The sequence below is a fragment of the Oceanospirillum sp. genome (assembly GCF_982874595.1).
In genome coordinates, this window is record NZ_CEYNZH010000027.1 from 1 (window position 1) to 22788 (window position 22788).

Consider the following 22788-nt stretch of genomic DNA (forward strand, 5'->3'; position numbering starts at 1 on the left):
GGTTTTTCTCTATACCTCTCCGATCTTTGCCGCGATTGGCTTGCACTGGAAGGTCGCTGGCGAGCGAATGTCTGCACTGCAGTGGCTGGGTATTTTTATGGCGTTTATCGGGATTGTGATCTCGTTTCTCGGTGGGGGTAATGCTCAGGAGATCAATGAGGATGTTCTTTGGGGCGATTTTCTGGCTCTGTGCGGTGGTGCTGCCTGGGGACTGACAACGGTGGTTGTCCGTTCGACGGGATTGTCGAACCTGCCAGCTAAAGAAACCCTGCTCTACCAGCTTGTCGGTGCTTTTATAATTCTGGTGGCTTGGGCGATCTACGCAGATCAGGCGTATTTTAACCCGACAAATGCAGTATTTCTGAGTCTTGCCTTTAATGGCGTTATTGTCGCTTTTCTGAGCTTTTTGCTCTGGTTCTGGCTGCTGACTCAATACAAGGCGTCACAGCTTGGCACTCTTTCTTTTCTGACGCCTATATTTGGCGTCCTTATGGGAGCCTGGCTACTTGGGGAACCCATTGAAAGCAACTTCCTGATTGGTGCTGTACTGATTATCACAGGAATCCTCCTGGTTAATGCTTCGGGATTGCTGACAAAGTTTTTCCGGAAAAGCATTTGCCAGCCCTGAATAACCGAAGATGAGTCAGCATTAGGATAAGCCGGAAAGCCCTGTTACCCATGCAGGGCTTTCCGGCTTTTGAGTATCAGATGTTAATCGGGCAAAAAACCGATAATGTTTCGGCAAGGGTTTTAACTATGAACTGCTGAGTCTTCTCATCTGGTCCAGTAAACCCCAGAACAAAGCCCTGATTTTTTGTCAGGTATTCAGTCGTCTCGCCGCTTGTCTGGCTTTGTGTGGCGTAGTGATCCGATAGCGGATGCATACGAATATTATACGGTCGCATTGCCGCGGAAATTTGTTGATCCGGCCCCTTTATGCCTCCCTTGCCCTGCAACAGGGTAGCGTTTGATGTTACGAATTGGTTTATAAGCCAGGGTTTCAGGAAGATCAGCAGGTGCATACCTCCCTGAGGCTGTTGCCAGTGAAACCACGGGCTCAGGTGTTGCTCACAAAGGTAGAGCAGATAATCCCGCTTTTGCCGATAATGGCGGCGCATTCGATTGATATGCCGGGCAAATTCACCATTTTTCATAAACTCAGCAACGACCGGCTGCATCGGTAGTGCTGCTGAGCCACCCAGTTCATGCCGTGTCTGCTGCAATAGCGGGTAAAGCTGTTTTGGTGCAACAATAAAGCCCAATCTTAAGCCCCGAAACAACACTTTGGAAAAGCTACCCACAAATAAAACCCGACCGCTTCGGTCAGCCTGCATCAGTGGGATACCACTTTTGCCGTTATAGTGAAATTCATTGTCGTAATCATCTTCGATCAGCCAGCCCTGCTCCGCCTGCAGATAGCTCAGCCACTGCTGTCGGCGCGTATTACTCATGGCGCCTCCCATCGGGTATTGACGGTTCGGGGTCAGTACGGATGCAGTGCTTATTTGTCCGGATAGACCCCCGTCATCGGGCGTGGGGCAGCCTTCTCCGTCAATCTCAAGTTGGCAAAGACGCTGGCCGGGCTTTTTCCAGCCATGGATCAGCTCACGGATTGGAGGATAAGTAGGGTTTTCACAGAGCCAGTGCACCTCTTCCGAGGTCTTTTCCAGTGTATGGTGAATGAGGGTCAGAGCATCCCGACTGCCCGCGGTGACCAAAATCTGTTCCGGTTGGCAACTCAGCCCCCGCAACTGATACAGGTAATCCGCAATCGCTTGTTTTAAAGCCGGCAAGCCTGTCGGACAGTTATCTCCCAGCACCATGGGATCCGGTGTTTGCCAACTGGCGCGCATACTTTTAAGCCAGGCTTGCTGAGGAAATGCCAGAGGGTCAATCCCTGAATTAAAGTTGAGCTGCTCAGGGCGGGGATTCGATTCTGGCGTAACATGGCGCGCCTCGTTTTTTTGGTTCTGTTGAAGCAGAAACGATGCATCATCTGATACAAAGATCCCACTTTTGGTTTTACTGATCAGAATCCCTTCTGCAATCAAACGATCATAACTGTTAACGACTGTGCTGCGGGAAACACCCAGGCTTTCGGCCAGCACACGACTACCCGGAAGGCGGTCTGCAGGCCGAAGGCGACCTTTTCGGATATGTTCAAGAATTTGCAGATATAACTGTTTGTAGCGTGGGCCGTCATCGTTATTCAGCAGAAACTGAAGACTGCTGATGGTATTTCGTTTTTGACGCATAGGGGCATTCCCTAAAAAGAAAAACAGTTCTGGACTGATAAAAAATATAAAAACTGGATATTTTTTATCATACCTGTGGGCCTTAAAGTTTGTACAGGCGTTGCAACAGCACAGGAGAAAATGTCATGCCAAGTAATCAAGCCACACAAACAGCAGGTTCCTCACCATTAAGTCCTACAGACCTGACACGGGTTAGACGCGGCCCTAACAATGCTCAGGATGATCGGGAAGCGATGCTGACCTTTGTCGATCAGTCTTTGCTTTGCTATGTAGGGTTTCAGGTTGGTGGGCAGGTGCGTGTGATCCCGACCTGCCACTGGCGTGAAGGTGATTACCTGTACTGGCATGGTCACAGCAAGGCCGCCAATATTGTTGGCAGTGATCAGGGTGAACAGAAGGTCTGTATTACTCTGGCCAGTCTGGACGGTCTGGTAATGGCTCGTTCAGCATTTCACCACTCGGTGAACTACCGCTCTGTCATGGTGTATGGCGTGCCGGAATCGGTTACCGATCCTGATGAGAAGCTGCGCCATTTCGAACTTTTTGTTGAAAAAATAAGTCCGGGGCGCTGGGCACAGCTCAGACCTGTGACGGAACAGGAGGCTAAGGCAACAGGGATCATGCGTGTAAAGCTGGATGAAGCTTCGATGAAGGTGCGGGTTGGCGGTGTTGCCGATGAAGAGAGTGATCTGGATTGGCCGGTGTGGGCTGGTGTATTGCCTATCGAGCAACGTTGGGCACAAGCTGAGCAGGATGCCGGTCAGTTGGCCAACCCCAAGCTATCGGAACCCCTAAAGACACCGGAATTACCGGACTGTGATATCTGCTGATTGTTGCTGGGGTTCCTCATAATGTTATGAAAGGCCGCATCAGCGGCCTTTTATTTTCTTGAGTTCTTTCTGCAGCTGAGTGCCCTGCTTTTTTGCATCCTGATAGAGGCCCATTACCCGCAGGTACTCCTGTTCTGCTGCATCCAGTTTGCGGCTCAGTTCCGAGATCTCCTTGGCCTGCTCATCTGACAGCGTCAATGCCTGATTCAGGCTTTGCTGTTCTTTCTGCAGTTCATCCTGATGACGTCTGGCTTTCTGTTCTGCTGCATTTAACTGGGATTTAAGTAAGCTGAGTTCCTGTTCATAGTCGGTGATTTGTTGATTTAACTGACTGATTGCACGCGCCTGCTCTGCTGTCTGATCGTGACTCAGGACATTATCTTCTTTTTCACGACTCAACTGCTGCTCAAGTTCTGCACGGGATTGTTCGGTATCTGCCAGTTGTTTTCTCAACCGGATGACTTCCTCCTCCTGACTCTTAATAAAACGGGCTTCCTCTTCTAAACGCTGCTCCGCTTCCAATAGTTTTGCGTGGGATTTCTCTTCTTTATGGTCCGGGCTGGCGGTATCTTTGGCAGCCAGCTTCTGCTCAAGCTTTACTATCATCGCAAGACGTTCATCAGCCATTTGCTGCAGCTGTGTTTTCTCATGGGAAAATGCTTGCTGAAGCTGATCAAGAGCCTCTTGTTTATCCTGATAGAAGGACTGCCATATGAGTTGTTGGCTCTGGCGAAAAATGTCCTGTAAAGCTGCTGGTGGCGGTGGAACCAAAGAGGATGGAGTGGTTGTCTCATCGGTAGCCTGGGTAAAATTACGCAAGGCCTCCAGGCATTGGGTGTAGGGTAAATCTGTCGCCTGATGCAGTTCAGCGGCGGTTATTGAGCTCAATAACCAGCCATCATCCAGCCAGCGTTGAATCTGTTGAGCACAGATATCTTGTAGGGTAGCATCCTGATTCATAGTTCAGCCTTACAGCTTTTTGGTAAGTGGTTTGCTGTTTCTGACTTTTACAGCGTGGTCTTCAATGACCGTAAAAAGTCCCTTGTCAGTTAAAAGCATCTATTGAGGTCGTCTTCTATGCTGACGTGATTATATAACCTGCTAATCCTCTGTATTACAACTAATAATCCGGGGCGTTATCGCACATTGACCAAACGATTCGATGACCTTTATCGCTCAGGTGGTTTGTCCCCTATTTTCAACCTCAGGTTACTCCTCTAAGATGACGACTGATCGTTCCGGCTTATTTATTCCTGCCCCTGCCTCTCTGGATAATCCCTTATATTATCTGCTCAATGCCCGACAGGTGATCGATTGGTGCCTGCTGCATTATCGCGACCTTCTGCTCGAAGAGGAGATCCGACTGCTGGAGACATTTTTGGATCTGCCGGACCCGGCTCAGGGGTTACTGATTCGCCTGATTATGCGTAAGGGTGACCTGTTCCGGGATGATAGTCTGAACTATCCCGAGGTCGGCCATGGTCGTGAGCTGACGATAGCTTTAGAGCAGTTACAAGCGACGACGCTGATTCACCTTAATCCTTCAGTATCTCTTCCCGAACTGACACACCTGTGCCGCAAACCTGAGGCTCTTAGTCTACTGAAAGCCTGTCATGGCCGTTATCCGCTATTGGAACGTGCCCCCGCAGCCAAACACAGCAAATTGCAGCTTATCGGATTTGCGGAGCATCTGTCCGACCGACTGCCTGAAGAGAATAGCCGGCAACCCTTGCAGCTATGGTGGCCACAGGCCCCTTTCCGACTGATTGAGCTGCACTGCAGCTCCTTGTTTGAGCGACTCCGGCTGATGTTCTTTGGCAATCTTTACCAAAGCTGGTCAGAGTTTGTGCTGGCTGAGCTGGGCATCCAAACCTATGAAACCGTGGATTTAAGCCCTGAATCCCGGGCATTTACTCAGCGTGAGATGGTGGATATCTATCTCACGCTTTATCGGGTTCAGCAGGATATTGAGCGTATTAAGGGCTGTCATGAGTCATCAGGTTGGGATGTGGCGTTAACTGATCTGGAAGATCAGTTAGAGCAGCTGGTAACCGAGTATCCGGAGTACCTTTCAGATACAGCGACTCAACGATCAGACTGGTTAGTGCGTCGCTACCAGAAAACCTGCTTCCAGCTTGGCCATTTTGCCGAACGAAGCGGCCTTTCTGATCTCGCCTTAAGCTGCTACCGCAGAAGCCAGGGGGATGATGCTGTGATTCGTCGATTGCGGCTGATGGAAAAGCAAAGTGATTGTGATGCGGATTTTCAGCTTTTGTATGAGGACGCTATGTCAGCGCTCAACAGCTCTCAAAAGCCTGAGCAGCAGTTACTGATCCACCGTATTCTGAAACGTGTCGGGCGTAAGCTCGACCAAGCAGCTTCCGGCACAATAAAGCCAGCGAAGCCGGTAAAACTGAATGAAATAACGTTGACACTATCACCGGATAGCCATCGTCCGGTAGAACCTGTTCTGGTGGACTATCTGGCTGAACAGGGAGAAATCGCTTTTCATGTCGAAAGCCGTTTAATTAACGGCCTTTTCAGCCTGTTGTTTTGGCCGGCCTTGTTTAAGCCAACCCCTGGTGCTTTTTTTAACCCCTTTCAGTCCGGCCCGGCAGACCTGTACCGGGATGATTTTTATACGAAACGGCAAGCGTTAATGGATGAGATATTCACGCGTCTCAGGGATTCAAACGGGTATAAAAGCGAGATACTTAAGCGCTATCAACAAAAAAAGGGCATCAGTTGTAGCCTGGTACACTGGCCCGCTTTGAATGAAGAGCTGTTACAGCTGAGCCTTGAGTTTATCCCCGCACAGCACCTTGATGTTCTGTTTCGGCATCTTTTGCTGGATTTACGGCATCATCGCAAGGGGCTTCCGGATCTGGTGGTCTTCAACCCTGAGACATCCTCATACCGGTTTGTGGAAGTCAAAGCACCTAATGATCGTCTGCAGGACCACCAGCGTTTGTGGTTAGAGAACATGCAGAGAGAGGGAATTCCTGCAGAGGTGGTTTATGTTCGCTGGCGGGATTCCTGAGCAATAATGGCCCTGCCCAGCCGATGAAAATAATCGTGAAAGGCCTGGTTGATTCTGGTTCGCTCTTCTCCGGCAGGATAGAGCCCGTGTTGAGCCTCAAATGAAGCTTTAGTGCCCTTGACCAGAAAGTTATTTTTAATGGATGAGTCCTGTACAAAAGCCTCAAAGGCCCGGGCGCAAAGCTCTTCGGGTTGGCTGTAATAGTTTAACCCTGCCGCTTTATCTGCCAGCAAAGAGCACCGGAACAGTTCACTGGGCTGTTCACCACTGCTATCGAGCATCACGGCCGAAAAACAATCGCTCAGCTTGCGGTTTAGCGTGTGAGGAATAAGATCCTGCTCCCCCGCTCCCTGATTCAGCCAGAGCGATGAAGCAAACTGAATCCCTGACGCAGTCATAAAGGCTTTATCGGCCAGATAATGATCGAGAGCATGAAACCACTCATGGGCGATACTGCCCGGCCCAGCATTTTTAGCCAGGGCAAAAGCTCGTTGATTTGGAGCGTAATGAGCAGCAACACCGGGTCTGCCCCCTGTGCCGTAATGTAGCGCAAGGGTACCCCGCATTGAGATCACGCTTTCCGGAACACCCAGAATCAGCATCAGATCACAGAGCGCATCATAAAAACGTCCGGCAGCTGCCTGCTTCTCTTTCTGGGTGACCCAGCGACCAATTTCTATCGAGCGAAAATCGAAACGACGGCGCATCTGTATAAAATCACAGTGCTCTCCGTCAGGCCTGTGATCGGGCCCGGTGCGGTAAAAGCGCTTAGCTTTTTCCTCTGGAGAGGCGGTATGTGCTGGGCTGGAGAGAGATTCAGGCATATTCAGGTTCTAAAGGACTGGTGTCTGGCATTGATGGAATAAGTTGCATCTGTTTTTTTGTACAGTGGTGGGATTTTAGCCTAAAAAAAGCCCTTCGGCACCTGTAAGCGCAGATGCACGAAGGACTTTCCCACTCCGTCAGGAGAGTTCCGGGTTAACGCCTTAACAGAGCGTCTTCACCTTCCTGTACGTGTTTTTGGCGCTCAATTTCCCTGAGGCGTTCTTCCTCTTTTTCCTGAGCTTCTTTCAGAGCCTTTTCCTCTGCTTTCTGTTCCGCTTCTTCTGTGACCGTTTCGATATCATCGGTAACCGCCCATGGCTCTGCCGGAGATGGGCTCAGCTCACCATGGCGAGGCGCGAAGCGCTCATTAGAGAGGGCTTTAAGCAGGCCGATTACCATACAGATCACAACCACAGAGAAAGGCATCGCCGCGGTAATTACCGCTGATTGCAGTGTATCCAGTCCCCCGGCAAGCAGAAGGACAGCGGTCAGCAGTGCCAGAAAAATACCCCATAAAATACGGTGTATCGACGGAGGATCTGCATCACCACCGGACAGAATCGTATTGATCACCAAAGTGCCGGCATTGGCTGAGGTGATCAGATAGGTTCCGATCAGTACGATCAGAAGCGTTGAGATCACAGGGCTAAACAGACCCAGATCCATACCTTCTACGGTGACAAAAAGCGCTGTAGAAACATCATTTTGAACCGCTGCAATCACACCGCCTGAGCCAAATAACTCCTGATAGAGTGCGGTGCCGCCAAACAGGCCGATCCAGACGATGGTGATAATGGTCGGCACCAGCAGTACCCCCATGACAAACTCACCAAAGCTGCGGCCACGGGAGATACGGGCGATAAACATTCCCACGAAAGGTGACCAGGCCAGCCACCATCCCCAGAAGAAAACGGTCCAATCAGACTGCCAGCTGTCACCGTGGGTTACGTTGGTATGGAAGGTCATGCGGATCAGAGACTGAATATAGTCACCGGTCGCCTCAATGGTTACCCCAATCAGATACTGGGTTGGTCCCAGCAGCAGCATAAAGAGCACGGCAGCTATACTGAGCCAGAAGTTCATTTCAGAAAGCAGACGAACACCTTTGGATACACCGGATACAACCGATGCAGTGGCGATAAACATAATCACGCCAATGACGGTGAGCTGAAGTGTTGCCGAGTTCTCAAGGTCGAACACCTGATGCAGCCCCGCGTTCATCTGCTGAACACCCAGCCCCAGAGTTGTTGCGATACCAAAAACCGTACCAAACACGGCCAGCAGGTCGACCAGATCCCCCAGAGGGCCCCTCACCCGCTCGCCCAGAATAGGATAAAGCACGGATCGTACGGTGAGTGGCAGATCATGACGATAGGAAAAATAAGCCATGGTTAAAGCGACAAAAGAGAAAATTGCCCAGCCATTAACCCCCCAGTGGAAAAATGACAGTCGCATCGCCACCACCGCTGCATCAGCCTCAGATGTACCCGGCAGAACAAAGGGGTTATCACTGAGCTGCATAATGGGCTGAGCAACCGACCAGAACAGAATACCGACACCGGTTCCTGCGGCAAAAAGCATGCTGATCCAGGCGAAGAAGGTGAATTCAGGGCGCTCCCAGTCACGGCCAAGGCGAACCTTTTTATACCGACCTGTGCCCAGCCAAACCATAAAGATCAGCAGAAACGCCACCAGCAAGACGTAGTACCACTCCAGGAAAGGGTCCAGCCAGAAACGCGCGGCGGCGATCCCGGCAGCGCTGGCTTCTGTGAACAGGGTCCCCATGACTAAAGTGATCAGTACCATAAGAATGGATATCTGAGTCATTCGGGGGTTCATACCTTTGAACAAGCCGTTCTGGGCCTGATTGTACATCTCTAATCCTTAATTTTGGTTCAGGGGACTCAATCTAAGTCTGATAACACTGTGCCGAGTTTTAACTCGGCACAATTTGTTTTTAACCCTAAACAAAATAGTGTGATATTCAAGGACTAATCCGATTTTCTTCCTCAGGATTCAGCCAGTACTGAGTTTCTGTTCCGCAGGAAAGAGCAAAGATTTCATCATGAGAAATCAGTGCGAAGCCGCCGGAATAGTTTTTCAGGGCATCCGCCAGAATTTGCTTACTGATCAGATCCAGATGGTTATCGGGCTCATCCAGAAGCAGAAAGGCCTGTTCAGCACGCCTGGAATTTTCAAGGGATATCAGCAGCAGAGTCAGGCGCATCTTCTCACCACCACTGAGTGTCGCTGTTTTCTGAAAGACGTTGTCCCGCCGAAAGCCGACCCCGGCCAGCAAGGTTCGGGCGTCAGACTCCGATAAGCCCGTCTGTACCTCCTGAACCTGATCCAGCAGCGAACGGTCACCCTCCTGCTGATTAAAGTGCTGATCAAGGTAGATAAAAGCGGAAGGCTGGTGACTGAACGTTGTGTTGTCTGAATGCTCAGGTGAATCCGCCCCCTCTGCACTTACGCCAGCCAATAGCTTAAACAGCGTCGACTTACCACTGCCATTACAGCCTCTGAGATAGAGGCGGTCGGTGCTATTCAGCTGCAGAGTGATTGGCTGACTATGCCCCCTGGGTAACCGGTAATTGATTAAGGTAGCCAGTGTTCTGCGGGACAACCCCTTTGGGGAAGGAACTTTCGACGACTGTTTTTGCCGGAGTGTGTCATCCTGACAGGAGTCCGACTCCGGCCCATTCAGATCAAACCGGATCTCATCCCTATCTGAGAGTCGCTGCTGCAACTGTTCTCGCTGCCCGGCCCACTGTTTATCCCGGTTTTCCTGGCGACGATTCAGACTTTTCAGGTGGTTGCCCGCTTTCTCCTTTTTAGCATCTAACAGTAATTTGCTCTGGCTGCCGCTTTTTCGCAGGCGATTGCCCTGGGCAGCCTTTTGCTGTGCTTTCTCCAGACTCTTTTGATGCTCCGATCTTTGCTTGCGGGCTGCTTTCTCCAGATCACTTTTCTCCTGAAGGAGCGCAGCCCTTTGCCGCGCTTTTTCCTGCTGATAAAAACTCAGATTCCCGCCATATTCTGTGATGCCATCTGTGCCCAGTTCCCAGATACGATCAACTCGGTTCAGTAATGTAAAGTCATGGCTGATCAGCAGAACAGCTCCTTTGAAGGCCACCAGTTGCTCACTCAACCATTGGCGACCCTCCTGATCCAGATGATTACTGGGTTCATCAAGTATCAGCAGTTGGAACACGTTGGCCCGACTGAACAGACTGCCCAGCCTGAGCCGGGTTTGTTGGCCTCCTGACAGCCGCTGAACCGGCCGGAACGGATCATCAGGCAAACTCAGCGCCTTCAGCTGCTGGTCCAAGCGTTCGCGGACCAGCCAGTCTTCGGACAGCATTTCAAACCAGTGGGGCGCGCAGCTGCCTTGCTCTATCTGCTCAAGGGCGTTCAGCTTTTCTGCAATACCTAGATAATCTGCAATAGAGCGTGTGTTTGAGGCGCTTTCGTTGGGTTTGTCCTGAGGGTGCAGCGGATCCAGCTGAGAGAAATAACCGATCTGATCAGGGGATAAACCGCCATAATCAAGTTGGCCGCTGACGGGTTGCAGATCCCCCACTAATAAGCGCGCCAGAATACTTTTGCCGCAGCCATTCCTGCCGACAAGACCGGTAATGCCAGCCGGTAATGACAGGTTCAGCGCAGGAAAAAGGTGGTCGCCGTTGGGAAGCTGATAAGTCAGCTGATGAGCAATCAGGTTACTTTTTTGAGTGGTGAGTTTTGTATCAGGCATAAAAGGCCCTCTGTATCGACCCTGGGTTTAAGGCTTCAGGGTTAAGGAACAGATGGCTACAGGAGAATAACGCTGAACAATGCCAGCAGACAGCACAAAGCTTGGGCCATCAGACGCGGGCGTATAAAAAGTGCAATGGCACGGTTTATAAGTCAGCAGTAAAAAATGATCGGGAAATTACGGTATCAGCCAAAGCAGACACACTAATCCTGTAGCACCGGAAAAAACGCTAAACAGGCTTAGTTGTTCATGATGGCAAATACTCCGTTGGAGGACGGTCAGACGTCTGTCGTTGCAAAAAACTCAGGATAAGCAGGACGCTATTGGATCAAAAACAGATCGCTTTAGCAAATGTTAGCTTTAGCCGTTGTTACCGATGCAGTTTTTCCCATGGGAAATTAACGGTCCCTGTCGGTACCGGGGGTATTCCCCGACGCATTGGCCACACCAAAGGGCACATGCACCATGGCAAGGTTTTGGGCATTTAAGTGACTGGTCTGATCATCAAAAAACAGGTGGGGGCGGAAGATATCGAGAATGCGGCTTTTGCCCATTCCTCCCAGAAAAAAGGTCTCGTTTGGCGAAACACCCCAGCTTTCCAGTGTGGTGATCACTCTTTCGTGGGTGGGGGCACTTCGGGCCGTGATAATGGCCGTTCGCAAAACCCGGTCGTAGTCAGAATGTTTACTCAGTTCAGCCTCTTCCAGTGCCTGCAACGCTGAAAGTTTACGGAACAGGTCGGCCAAAGGTCCCGGATTATGCCCCCGGTTCTGGTTTTCCTGTTCGTACTCCTGAAACTTCTCCAAGCCGTTGGCTTTAAAAACTGCCTCAGATTCGTCATCTGCCAACACGCCGTCAAAATCAAATGCGATGCGCAACTCCGCGTCTGCACTAGCATCTTTGACCTTTGAGGGCAGTACCAGCCCGGCGGGATACCCTGCAAGAACCGCGGCTCTGACATCGGCTTCATTGCCGGAGAGAAACAAAGAGGCATTAAATGCCGGAATATAAGAAAAGGGCGAGGCTCCACTGACAAAAGCGGCCCTTGAGATACCCAAGCCGTAGTGTTCTATTGAACGGAATACCCGCTTGCCCGTGGCAGGAGAGTTTCGGGATAGCAGAACAACCTCCACCGGCTGCTCAGTGGGAAAACGCTGATTAAAATTCAGAAAGCGTCGGATAAAGGGAAAGGCAACGCCCCGTTTCAGTATCTTGTTCAGGTTTTGTTCCTGAAACGCTTTATAGGCGATAGCCCCCTGATCACGGAACACCTGATCTGATTCGCTTAAATCAAATAGCGCGCTGGAAGAAACCGCGATTACCAGCTTGTCTTCAATGGGAAATGGCATCTGAATTCCTGTCAGGGGTTCTGTGAAAACAGAGCGGCTACCGCTTCAGGGTTTGACCCGAAGAAGAGGTGCAGATAGGTAGCCGTCAGTCCTTTGTCCCGGTAGATCGGCTCTCCCGGAGCCGGGTGACGCTGACGGCGGCCATAAGCGAGCGGCTCAGGCGTATTCAGGCTCAGAGATTTGTGATGCGCATGGCCGCGAACCTCGCCTTCCGGCAGAGGGGCTGTCTGCATTCCCTGACAACCGCGTTTACCCCGCATCGCCCCATCACCGGCAACAAGCCCCAGCATCGGATAGGTCTTTTCATCCAGATCCGTCAGAGTATCCAGGCAGTAGAGAAAACCACCGCACTCCGCCAGAATCGGTTTGCCGGACTGATGGAACGCCCTGATCTGAGCGATCAGTTGGACGTTTTGTGATAAGGCTTGCGTATGCAGTTCCGGATACCCACCGGGTAGCCAAAGGCCATCCGCCTGGGGTAGCTCCGAGTCTTTCAGGGGTGAGAAAAAGCAGTAATCAGCCCCCAGTTGCTCCAGCAACCGAAGGTTGGAGTCATAAATGAAGCTGAACGCGGCATCTTTAGCGACAGCAATGGTTTTGCCCTTTAAGGGTTTTTCAGACAGCGTTGCCCACTGTGTTGTTGTTTCAACCGGGAAGAAAGTAACGGCTTCAGGCAGCTGCAGAATGGCTTGGCCTTCAAGTAGCGCTGCACCATAGTTGATTCGGGATTCCAGTTCTTCAGTGATCTCATCCGCCTGTACCAGTCCAAGATGGCGCTCAGGCAGCGACATCTGTTCATCCTGTGCCAGTGTCGCAAGGATAGGAAAACTGTCCGGCAGAGCCTCTTCAATCAGCTCGCGATGGCGCTCACTGGCGCAGCCATTAGCGATAAGACCGGCAAACTGTAACGCGGGTCGGTAGCCGGCAAGCCCCACAGCCATTGCTCCTGCCGTTTGGGCCATACCCTTCACATCCATCACCAGGGCCATAGGGATAGCAAAGCGTTCCGCCAGATCCGCGCTGGATGGGGTACCATCAAACAGCCCCATCACCCCTTCAACAAGAATCAGATCCGCTTCCTGCGCTGCATTAAACAACATCTGCTGGCAGTAGGCCTCCCCCGCCATCCACATATCCAGTTGTTCAACCGGCTCACCGGAAGCCTGTCCAAGAATCTGAGGGTCCAGATAATCCGGGCCTGTCTTAAAAACCCGCACAACCTTACCCTGATGCCGAAAGGCCCGTGCGATGGCCGCTGTGATCGTTGTTTTACCACACCCGGAATGAGGGGCAGCAATAAAAAGAGCGGGACATTGAACCCCGTTATCGGGCTGGCAATAAGATGGCATGTCACCTGAGTCCTGATAAAGAAAAGCCTGAAAAATGAGACGGTTAGTCATAACGACTCAGTGTGAGCGGATGTGTGATCAGGATCAAGTGGTTCAGATGATCACAGTGATTAAAAATAGGCTTCTTATCGGTACAATACAGACCATAAGGGACTGACTGAATCCACTCGCCCCATTCTGTTACCACAAGGTGTTGCCAATGCCCCGTTATCGGTATGAGTATCTTGAGCTTGAGCTGAAACAGCAGATACGTTCCGGCTACCTGAAAAGCGGGGACCGTTTGCCCTCAATTCGTAAGCTTTGCCATCATTACGGGTTATCAAAAGCGACGGTATTACATGCTTTGCATCGTCTGGAGGCAGACCGCTGGGTACAGGCTCAGCCTAAATCGGGTTACTTTGTTTGCCAACCGGAACAGGAGCGCCCGAGACCTGTCAGGGTTAACACGCCCAAAGCACCGGCTCCGGTCTCCGTTCCCGCGATTTTTCAGGATATTATGAGTCGCAGTGCGGCTTTCGATATTCTGCCGGCAGCGGATCAGGATGCCCCTTCCGGTCAGCTGATTGTTTTAAACCGCCTGATCAGCCGCCAGATGCGCAACAAACCAGAGCAGAAATCAGGTTACTACGATGAGCCCGCGGGGAAATTCGTTCTGCGTTCTGCCTTGTCGGATATGTTTCGCCATCGCCACCTGATGATCGATGCTGAAGAGATCTGCATCACTTCCGGCTGTCAGCACAGCTTGTTTATCGCTCTGATGTCCACCTGTCAGCCGGGGGATACGGTGGCAGTGGAGTCTCCGGCTTTTTATGGTGTACTGCAGATTATGGAGCAGTTGGGGCTGAATATTATCGAGATTTCGTCGGATTCAGCTCATGGGCTGGACGTGTCCGAGCTGGCCGAAAAACTCGCTCATTGGCCGGTTAAAGCCTGTGTGGTAACCCCTAATTTTGGTACACCTGCCGGGGCATGTCTGGCGGAGGATGCCCGATACAATCTGATTGCGCTGGCAAAAAAGCATGACTTCTGGCTGATTGAGGATGATATTTATGGCGACCTGGGGTTCTCCTCATCCCCGACCCACCCCTTAAAGACGCTGGATAAAGATGATGATCCGCGTGTGATTCTCTGCGGTTCCTTTTCCAAAAGTTTGTCCCGTGATCTGCGCCTTGGCTGGATTATTGCCGGACCACTGCACAATAAAGCGGTTCAGATGAAGCTGATCACCCAGCTGGCCAGTCCGCAGGCGATGCAGGAGGGCCTGGCGCAGTTTATCTCGGAGGGGTATTACCGACGGCATCTGAATCAGTATCGCTTAAAGCTCAGGGAGCAAAGAGATGAACTCATTAATTGGTTGGCGGATAACTGGGGCAATAAGATTCTTTTCAGCCACCCGGAAGGTGGGCTGTGCATCTGGGTACAGTTACCTCAGTTTGCTGATAGCCTGAAAGCCTATCAGGCGCTTAGGGGGCAAGGCATTTTGTTAACGCCGGGACCTCTGTTCTCATCCCACGGTCTTTATAATAACTATCTGCGGCTCAGCTTTACCCAGCCGATGACACCTGAGCGCCGAAGCGCTATTCAGGTGCTGTTTCAGACGATTCTGGAATCGGGCGGGGCGGATCAATCGGGTTGATACTCTCCCAGTGCTTTGGCTCTGAACTGTTCCAGCTGTTGCTCTTTTTTTATCAGCTCTTCATCGCTATCGGCAAAACGGGCGGCAATGGCGACAAATTCCTGCTGAATCGCTTCAAAATGTTTCACCAGTTTCGGATCAAAATGGCTGCCACTGCCCTCTTTAATAATTTCCACCGCTTTTTCATGGGGCATAGGTTCTTTGTATACCCGCCGGCAGATCAGGGCATCATACACATCGGCCAAAGCCATGATGCGGGCAGATAGAGGAATTGCTTCACCCGAGAGACCTTCCGGGTAGCCGCTGCCATCCCATTTCTCCTGATGGCTGTAAGCGATCTCTTTGGCGGTGTGCAAAAAGTCCACCTTGATACCCAGCTGAGCTTCTGCGTGTTCGATGGCGTTTCGCCCCAGCAGGGTATGGCTTTTCATAATTTCAAACTCGTTCCCTTCAAAAGGGCCCGGTTTAAGCAAAATACGGTCAGGAATACCCACCTTGCCGATATCATGCAGTGGCGCTGACTTGAACAGAATGTCGATATACTGATCAGTCAACAGGTCTTGGTACTCCCCTTCATCCCGCAGTTTTTCTGCCAGAGCCCGAACATAAAACTGAGTACGGCGTATATGGTTGCCGGTATCGGAGTCCCGGGTTTCTGCCAGGGACGCCAAAACCATAATGGTGACATCCTGAACCTGGGTCACTTCCTGAGTTCTGCGCCGGACCTCCTGCTCCAGAAAACGATTTTTATCCTGCAGAAAGTCAGCCTGAGCTTTAAGCTGCAGATGATTTTTAACCCGGGCCAGTAAAATAGCCGGATTTACCGGTTTGGTGAGGTAGTCAGCTGCGCCCAGGGTTAAACCATGGGCTTCGTCTTCGGTTTCGGTTTTGGCTGTCAGAAAAATGACGGGGATATGAGCCGTTTGCTCATTGGCCTTAAGCTGTCGGCAAACCTCATAACCATCAATCTCCGGCATCATGATATCGAGCAGAATCAGGTCAGGCTGGGGCTGATGCCCCGCGATTTCCAGTGCTTTAGCACCCCGGTTAGAGACTTTAACCCGGTAATGCTCTTTTAGCAGGCCAGCCATTAGCGTGAGGTTGTCCGGTGTATCGTCAACAACCAACAGCGTAGGTTTTTCTATCCAGTGTCCGCCTTGTATTGTCATAGGAAGGATCCCCCAAACGTAATGATCATTGGTGATTCAGGTCAGAACGCTTTTAACGGCGTTTAAAAATCCGGTGGTAGTAATCCTGAGTTGAAAATAGCTTCAGCCCGTCAGGGCTAAGGGATTCGGTCATGCCGATGACAAACCCAGCACCGGCATTCATCTGTTGGTATAGGTGGTTTATAAGGCGATCCTGTTCCTCTCTCTTAAGATAGATCATGAGATTTCTGCAGGAGATAAAATCGAAAGCCTCATCAAAGTTCTGGGCAAAGATATCCCCCTGAATAAAGCGCACCTCCTCCCGAATGCTCTTATCCAGGACAAAACAGTCTCCGTGACTGACAAAATAGCGCTCGACCAGTTCAGAGGGCATCTCAGACAGTTTCTTGGCACTGTATTCACCTTTTTCAGCAATGCGGATCGCATCACGGTTCAGGTCAACCGCAAGAATCTCAACGGGAATGGTCAGTTCAAGCTGTCGACAAAGAATCGCCAGTGAGTAGGCCTCCTCTCCGGTGGCGCAACCCGCGACAAGAAAGCGCAACCGGTTCGGTATGCCGTTTTGAGCAATCTGCGCCCTTTTCTGCTCAATAATCGGAGTCAGCGTAAGGCTTAACCCCCTGAAAACATCCGCATCCCGGAAAAAAGATGAGACAGAAACCAGCAAATACTGCTCCAGTAACTCCAGCTCTCCCGGGTGCCGCTGCAGATACTCTGGGTAAGATGAATCATAACGGGTACCGATTTGCGACTTGCGCTTATCGATACGTCTGAGAAGAGTTTCCTGTTTATAACCGGCAAAGGAGATACCCGTATGATCTTCAATCAGATGGGTAATCTGTTGCAGTTCCTCCTCTTCGGTCCCGGTTGAAGCTTGATCCTGTTGGGGTTCCAACCTTGCGCCAGCGTGAGCCGACACAACCGGTGTTCGCTCAGATGTCGCTCCTATGGGCTTAGAATCCGCTTCAGTGAGCTTAGATGTCGATCTTATTGGCTTAGAAAAAGTTTCTGGGTGCTCAGCATATGGCTCGTTACCGGTGGTTAATAACTGCTGCAAATTGAGGCTAATGTCAGCAATCGTACCGATATAATCGGCTTTAACCGCTTCTGATGCTGTCTGGGGCATAGAGTCGTAGGCCGCTTCTTCCGGTGACTGTATCCAAACCTGTCCCTGATTCTGCTTAACAACCCGACAGCCCTGCGCACCATCTGAACCTGCTCCGGAAAGAATCAAAGCCAGCACCCGGCTACCGTAGTGCTCGGCCAATGACCGAAGCAATTGGTTCACCGAGGGACTGGAATAACTGTCCTCGGCAGGCGGCATCAGTTTCAGCTGTGCTTTATCGCTATCGGAAACGGCTCCGTCCTGCTCGGCAGGCAGCAGATAAACCCGGCCACCCACCAGCTCAGTGCCATCATCAGGAATCTCTGCCGGCCAGCTCCCCTCTTTGTTTAGCAGACTGAGTACCAGTCGGGCGTGTTCATCCCGCGCCATATGCTGGGCGATAACAATGGCCGTTTCATCGGACACCGGCAGGCGGGCAAACAGCGATAAGAGACCGTCAAGCCCTCCGGCAGAGGCCCCTATACCGATGACCCATCTGAGATCTGATCGTTTTTTCCTGCTCAGAATGCTTTCTCCTGCAGCAGCTCAAGTGCACGGTCAAAATCGAAGGCCTCGATGGCGCGCACCAGAGGTTTTAGTTTTTTGTTGTCCTCTGTGCTGAGTTGTTTCTGCAGCTGTTCAAGATATTCCAGCGCTTCAGCGTCACTGTCCTGCAGCAGTCGCATCAACTGGTCGAACTCTGTTGCTGCCTTGTCTCTCAGGCCATTTTCCGGCGCTTCAGCCGGAGCTAGCCCTTCTTCAATGATAAAGGTCTGTTGTTCCAAGCCCCCGATCACTTTGGTGACCTCCTCCTCAAGGGCGGGTAAGAGCGCCTGAAACTCATCGGTTTCTACGGCGTCTTTCTCGGCAAGGGCTTCCAGTGCTGCGGCAAGCTGGCAGATCTGCTCGGCCCCGATGGTTGCCGCAGTTCCTTTCAGTGTGTGCAGATAGCGGATTGTCGCAGTGGGGTCCTCGTCAGAACCAGCTTCCGTGATGTTGGCCCGGAAATCTTTCTGACTTTCATAGAACATCGCCAGCATCCGTTGGTAAAGCTCTACGTCCTGCATCATGCCGTTGAGGCCCAGCTGTACATTGATGCCCGCCAGATCCCCAATTCCCATCAGGCTGGCCGCAGGGGAATCGGTGGACGATGGCTGTTCTTGTTTCATCGTCTCTGCTTCCGGCTGATGATCAGCGTTCGGTGCCTGCTTGCCTGGCTGGGATGCTCCCCCTGTCCATTTGGCGATCAGGCGATACATCAGATCAACATTGATCGGTTTGCCCAGGTGGTCGTTCATGCCCGCTTCCAGCACTTTTTCCCGATCCCCTGCCATCGCGTTAGCGGTCATCGCGATAATAGGCAAATGGGCCAGTTCCGGCATCTGGCGAATACGGCGGGTGGCTTCATAGCCATCCATAACCGGCATCTGACAATCCATCAGAATCAGATCAAACTGATGGTCTGAGGCCAGACGGCTTACGGCTTCCTGCCCATTATTGGCCAGTTCGGTCTCAATACCGCCCTGATGCAGCAGCTCAAGTGCCAGTTCCTGATTCATCGGGTTGTCTTCCACCAGGAGGACACGCTTGCCCGTCAGGTCGATCTCTGCCGCAACGGGTACCGGATCACTGCCGGATTCCACCAGAACGCCTTTGTCCAGCGCATAGCCTACGGCTTCTAACAGGTTGGAGGCGGTTACCGGTTTGGTCATAACGGCAGCAAACTTAACCTGATTTTCTTTGGCTGCGGCCAAAGCCTCTTCCCGGCTGTATCCGGTAATCATGATGGCTGGCGGGCAGGTGATCGCCTTTTCATCATGGAGGGCTTTCAGAGTCTGAACGCCATCCCGCTCCGGCATTTTCCAGTCGATCAGCAGCAGGTCAAAGTTCTCACCCTGTCGCAGGCGATCTTCTGCTTCAAGGCCGCAGGTGGAGGTCACCGGGTTCATACCGAAACTTTGCAGAATTCGAGACATGATCTCGCAGGCCGAGGGGTTGTCATCAACGACCAGCACCCGCAGCGCCTTCAGTTCATCGGCCCGATACATCCGACGGGGTTTTGGATTGCTCTGCAGTTTAAAGCGGGCTGTGAAACAGAAGCGGGTTCCTTTGCCGTATTCGCTTTCTACCCAGATCTCGCCATCCATCAGTTCAACCAGCTTTTTAGAGATCACCAGACCCAGACCGGTACCGCCGTATTTGCGGGTGGTGGAGGCATCTGCCTGACTGAAGCTCTTAAACAGCTTGCCCAGCTGCTCTTCGGTCATACCAATACCGGTATCTTTTACTTCAAAGCGAAGCTCCACTTCATCGCCCCTGAGTGCCTGTTCGGCGATGCTGATGACCACTTCGCCTTCTTCGGTGAACTTAACGGCATTATTAGCCAGATTGGTCAGAATCTGGCCCAACTTGAGGGGATCACCAATCAGGGATGACGGCAGATCCGACGGGGTGTTGAACAGCAGTTCCAGACCCTTCTCTTCGGTTTTGATCGCCAGCAGATTAGCCAGATGCTCCATCACATCATCCAGATGGAACTCTGTGGCTTCCAGAGTCATTTTACCGGCTTCAATTTTGGAGAAATCGAGAATCTCGTTGATGATACCCAGCAGGTTTTCGCCCGCGCGGTGAACTTTCTCAACGTAGTTGCGTTGCTGGTTATCCAGTTTGGTCTGCAATGCCAGATGAGACATGCCAATAATGGCATTCATCGGTGTGCGTATCTCATGGCTCATATTGGCCAGAAAATCGCTTTTAGCCTGAGTGGCCTCTTCCGCAAGCTCTTTGGCTTTTAGCATTTCAACTTCGGCGGCTTTGCGGTCGGTAATATCCCTGATGGTAACAATAAGGGCCGGCTTGCTTTTAAGTGTGATCGGCACCAGTGTGATTTCACAGGGAATCTCCTGCCCTTTTTGGGTCAGATGCAGCCAGTCAAACCGGAAAGGCTCATCCTGAGACAGGGCCTGTTGGGTATATTCCATCGCTTTAACCTCAGACTCGACACCATCCGGCTGGTATCGGGGGGACAGGTCCACCGGGCCGCATTTAAGCAACTCTTCTACATCGGTAAAGCCAAAGATATCCGCAGCCCGCTTATTAGCATGAATAAAGCCGCTTTCAGGGGTAAGTACCAGCAGCCCATCGCTGGAGTTATCAAAGTAGGCGTTAACCTTCTCTTCGGACTCTTTACGCTCGGTAATATCTTCCAGCAACCAGACGGTTCCCTGGGAAAAATCGCTCATATCGCGCATTCTTCCACTCAGATGACACCAGAACAGGGTGCCGTCCCCTTTGACCATCTGGACTTCTTCCTGATGCACCTTACCTTTGGCCAGTTCCTCATAGGCAAATTCACCAATGCGGTTAAAGGTCTCATCGGAGGGATACCATTGACGGGTTGTCTGTCCTACCAGCGCTTCAATGGGGCGCTCAAAAATCTCGGCCATTTTACTGTTGGCCCGTTGAACCACACGATCTTTCAGCAGGACAATCCCCATGGTGGCGGATTCCAGAATCGCATTCTGCTCAGATGAGGCCCGCTGCAGAGCCCGTTCTGCAGCCTTACGCTCGGTTATATCTCTGTAAACCACCACCGCACCGGTCAGGCGGTTATTGGTAAATACCGGGCTGGCGGAATACTCCACCGGTAAGGCCTGACGGTCTTTTTGCCAGAGCACTTCGCTGTCGCTGGAGCGGGCTTCTCCATCCTGAGTCGTTCTGAAAATGGCGGTCTCGCTTGCTGGCTGAGGATGACCCTCCGCATCGGAATATTGCAGCAGCTGACTGAAAGATTGGCCCAGAAATTCGGCCTCGTCGTAGCCAAGACTTTCATAAGCCGCCGGGTTGGCAAAAGTGATGTTGCCCTGAGTATCCAGACCGACAATACCGCTTTTTACCGCTTCAAGAATCTGACGGCTGCGTTCTTCCGCGGCTTTAATTTCCCGCTGCTGAGCTTCCATCTCCACGGTTTGCTCTTCCAGCTGGGCGGCCTGACGCTCCATCTTGTCGGCCTGATGCTGGCTTTCTTCCAGCAGCTGTTGGGTTTTCTGGCTACGCTCCAGAATCTCCAGATTCATCGCCAGAATCGGCATCAGCCCTTCAAGAAACGATTGCTCGACGGTGCCGAAACGGACAAAACTGGCCAGTTCGATAACCGCCAGCAGGCGACCATTATGAGTGACCGGATAAACGGCGATATTGGCGGGTTTACTCTCCCCCAGACCCGAACGGATAGTCAGGTAGTCTTCCGGCGGATTGGTAATGATGATGCTTTCCTGCTCCAGTGCGCACTGGCCTACGAGACCTTCCCCCGGCTTAAGTCGGGTATTGAGCTGTTTACGCTCTTTAAAGGCGTAACCCCCAATCAGTTGCAGCTCTTGTGTCGCGTTATCAAACAGATAAAAGACCCCCTGGCCCAGATGTACCAGAGGCGCCAGCCGTTTCAGAAAGAGTTGCGACAGCTCTCTCACGTCTCCCAGCTGTTGCAGCTGAGTGCTGATCTCAGAGATATGGGTTTTAATCCAGCGTTGATTCTCGATCTCATGCAGTTCTGCTTTAAGGTATTCAGCATGACCCAGCAGCGCCGCGATCTCATCGGGAAACTGCGTTTTGTCCGGCAAAGATTTTTTGCCCCGTTGCAGAAGTGACTCCATCGCCCGACCCACAACCCGCAGAGGCTTACGAACCCCACGGATGGTGATACGGGAAAACAGGTAGCCGATCAGCATCATCACCATAAAAAGACTGGCGATAACAACCTGAGCAAACTGGTGAGAGGCTTCAGAGTGTGTGGTCAGTTTTTCGCTGATCGCTGACTGTTGGGACTTCAGCTGGTTCAATAGTTCATCCAGTTGAAGCAGGTACATTTTGATGCCCAGAGGCTTACTGAACAGGTCCCGGGCTTCTGCGATCCGGTTCTGATCTGCCAAAGCCAGAAATTGCCCCATCTGCTGGCGATACAGGCCAAACTGCTGATTAAAACTGTTAAAGGTTGACTGAATCTCAGATTGAATCTCAGGCTCAATCTGAATTAACAGCTTATCGATGCGGGCAATTTCCTGGGTCAGCTCCTGCACCAGCCGTCTTCTGTCGGTGTTGTCCAGAGGTTGGGTCAGTTGCACAATCTGCAGCTCTGCCCGAAGCACTTCCGTGTTCAGTTTTTCAAAATCTGCCAGAATCCCGGATTCTTTGACTGACGCAGCGCGATTGACGTTGTTCTGTGTGGTTAGCCAGAAAGCAACGCCTGCATAGGCCACAGACAGAGCAAAGATAGCGGTGAAAATCCATGTCATCATGGATTTGAGAGATAAGCGGGACCAGTATGCCTTTAATAGCTTCATGGGCTAAGTCCTCAGGTCTGATGTCACTGAATTGTTATCGTTATATGGATAAAAGATACATCAAAAAAATATTTTTAAAAAATTATATTTGCCGCAGCTGAATTACCCCGACTACTTTTTAGGTGTCGCCATGC

14 protein-coding genes are annotated in these 22788 nt (G+C 51.5%); 4 read left to right on the top strand and 10 right to left on the bottom strand.

Annotated features, from left to right (window positions below):
- The coding region (locus tag AC4GL5_RS11960; RefSeq protein ID WP_490383016.1) for a DMT family transporter at positions 1-628 on the top strand (628 nt) is incomplete at its 5' end.
- A 76-nt stretch (positions 629-704) separates the two neighbouring features.
- On the opposite strand, the gene pdxR is transcribed toward AC4GL5_RS11960, so the two are convergent.
- The gene (pdxR, locus tag AC4GL5_RS11965; RefSeq protein WP_490383017.1) at positions 705-2255 is read right to left on the bottom strand and encodes a MocR-like pyridoxine biosynthesis transcription factor PdxR; all 1551 of its coding nucleotides are present in this window, start codon (positions 2253-2255) and stop codon (positions 705-707) included.
- 125 nt (positions 2256-2380) lie between these two features.
- On the opposite strand from pdxR, the gene AC4GL5_RS11970 reads away from it, so the two are divergent.
- Complete coding sequence (locus AC4GL5_RS11970) at positions 2381-3085, top strand: pyridoxamine 5'-phosphate oxidase family protein (protein WP_490383018.1); 705 nt, start codon at positions 2381-2383, stop codon at positions 3083-3085.
- Between the two features lie 39 nt (positions 3086-3124).
- On the opposite strand, the gene AC4GL5_RS11975 is transcribed toward AC4GL5_RS11970, so the two are convergent.
- Positions 3125-4045, bottom strand: coding sequence for a hypothetical protein (locus AC4GL5_RS11975; RefSeq protein WP_490383019.1), 921 nt, complete (start codon positions 4043-4045; stop codon positions 3125-3127).
- A 262-nt stretch (positions 4046-4307) separates the two neighbouring features.
- Between AC4GL5_RS11975 and AC4GL5_RS11980 the strand changes: the two genes are divergently transcribed.
- Entirely contained in the window at positions 4308-6125 is a 1818-nt protein-coding gene (locus AC4GL5_RS11980; protein ID WP_490383020.1) for a VRR-NUC domain-containing protein, read from the top strand.
- Here AC4GL5_RS11980 and AC4GL5_RS11985 read toward each other — a convergent pair.
- From AC4GL5_RS11985 to AC4GL5_RS12005, 5 genes are all read right to left on the bottom strand, one after another.
- The gene (locus tag AC4GL5_RS11985; RefSeq protein WP_490383021.1) at positions 6101-6949 is read right to left on the bottom strand and encodes a CLCA_X family protein; all 849 of its coding nucleotides are present in this window, start codon (positions 6947-6949) and stop codon (positions 6101-6103) included. The two genes, AC4GL5_RS11980 and AC4GL5_RS11985, sit on opposite strands and share 25 nt — an antisense overlap.
- Before the next feature lie 154 nt (positions 6950-7103).
- Positions 7104-8825 (bottom strand): BCCT family transporter, encoded by a 1722-nt coding sequence (locus AC4GL5_RS11990; protein ID WP_490383022.1) that lies wholly within the window; start codon positions 8823-8825, stop codon positions 7104-7106.
- 109 nt (positions 8826-8934) lie between these two features.
- The gene (locus tag AC4GL5_RS11995; RefSeq protein WP_490383023.1) at positions 8935-10707 is read right to left on the bottom strand and encodes an ATP-binding cassette domain-containing protein; all 1773 of its coding nucleotides are present in this window, start codon (positions 10705-10707) and stop codon (positions 8935-8937) included.
- A 398-nt stretch (positions 10708-11105) separates the two neighbouring features.
- Positions 11106-12056 (bottom strand): 5'-nucleotidase, encoded by a 951-nt coding sequence (locus AC4GL5_RS12000; protein WP_490383024.1) that lies wholly within the window; start codon positions 12054-12056, stop codon positions 11106-11108.
- Positions 12057-12067: 11 nt separating this feature from the next.
- Positions 12068-13405: a cobyrinic acid a,c-diamide synthase CobB gene (locus tag AC4GL5_RS12005; protein WP_490383039.1), complete on the bottom strand. Its 1338-nt coding sequence runs from the start codon at positions 13403-13405 to the stop codon at positions 12068-12070.
- A gap of 199 nt (positions 13406-13604) precedes the next feature.
- On the opposite strand from AC4GL5_RS12005, the gene AC4GL5_RS12010 reads away from it, so the two are divergent.
- Entirely contained in the window at positions 13605-15041 is a 1437-nt protein-coding gene (locus AC4GL5_RS12010) for an aminotransferase-like domain-containing protein (protein ID WP_490383025.1), read from the top strand.
- On the opposite strand, the gene AC4GL5_RS12015 is transcribed toward AC4GL5_RS12010, so the two are convergent.
- The 3 genes from AC4GL5_RS12015 to AC4GL5_RS12025 are packed head-to-tail and all read right to left on the bottom strand — an operon-like array spanning position 15029 to position 22654.
- Positions 15029-16210, bottom strand: coding sequence for a response regulator (locus tag AC4GL5_RS12015; protein WP_490383026.1), 1182 nt, complete (start codon positions 16208-16210; stop codon positions 15029-15031). The two genes, AC4GL5_RS12010 and AC4GL5_RS12015, sit on opposite strands and share 13 nt — an antisense overlap.
- A gap of 52 nt (positions 16211-16262) precedes the next feature.
- Entirely contained in the window at positions 16263-17843 is a 1581-nt protein-coding gene (locus AC4GL5_RS12020; RefSeq protein WP_490383040.1) for a chemotaxis protein CheB, read from the bottom strand.
- Positions 17837-22654 carry a response regulator gene (locus AC4GL5_RS12025; protein WP_490383027.1) on the bottom strand — a complete coding sequence of 1606 codons (4818 nt, stop codon included), beginning with the start codon at positions 22652-22654 and terminating at the stop codon, positions 17837-17839. Before AC4GL5_RS12025 ends, AC4GL5_RS12020 begins: the two co-directional genes overlap by 7 nt.
- Between the last annotated feature and the right edge of the window lie 134 nt (positions 22655-22788).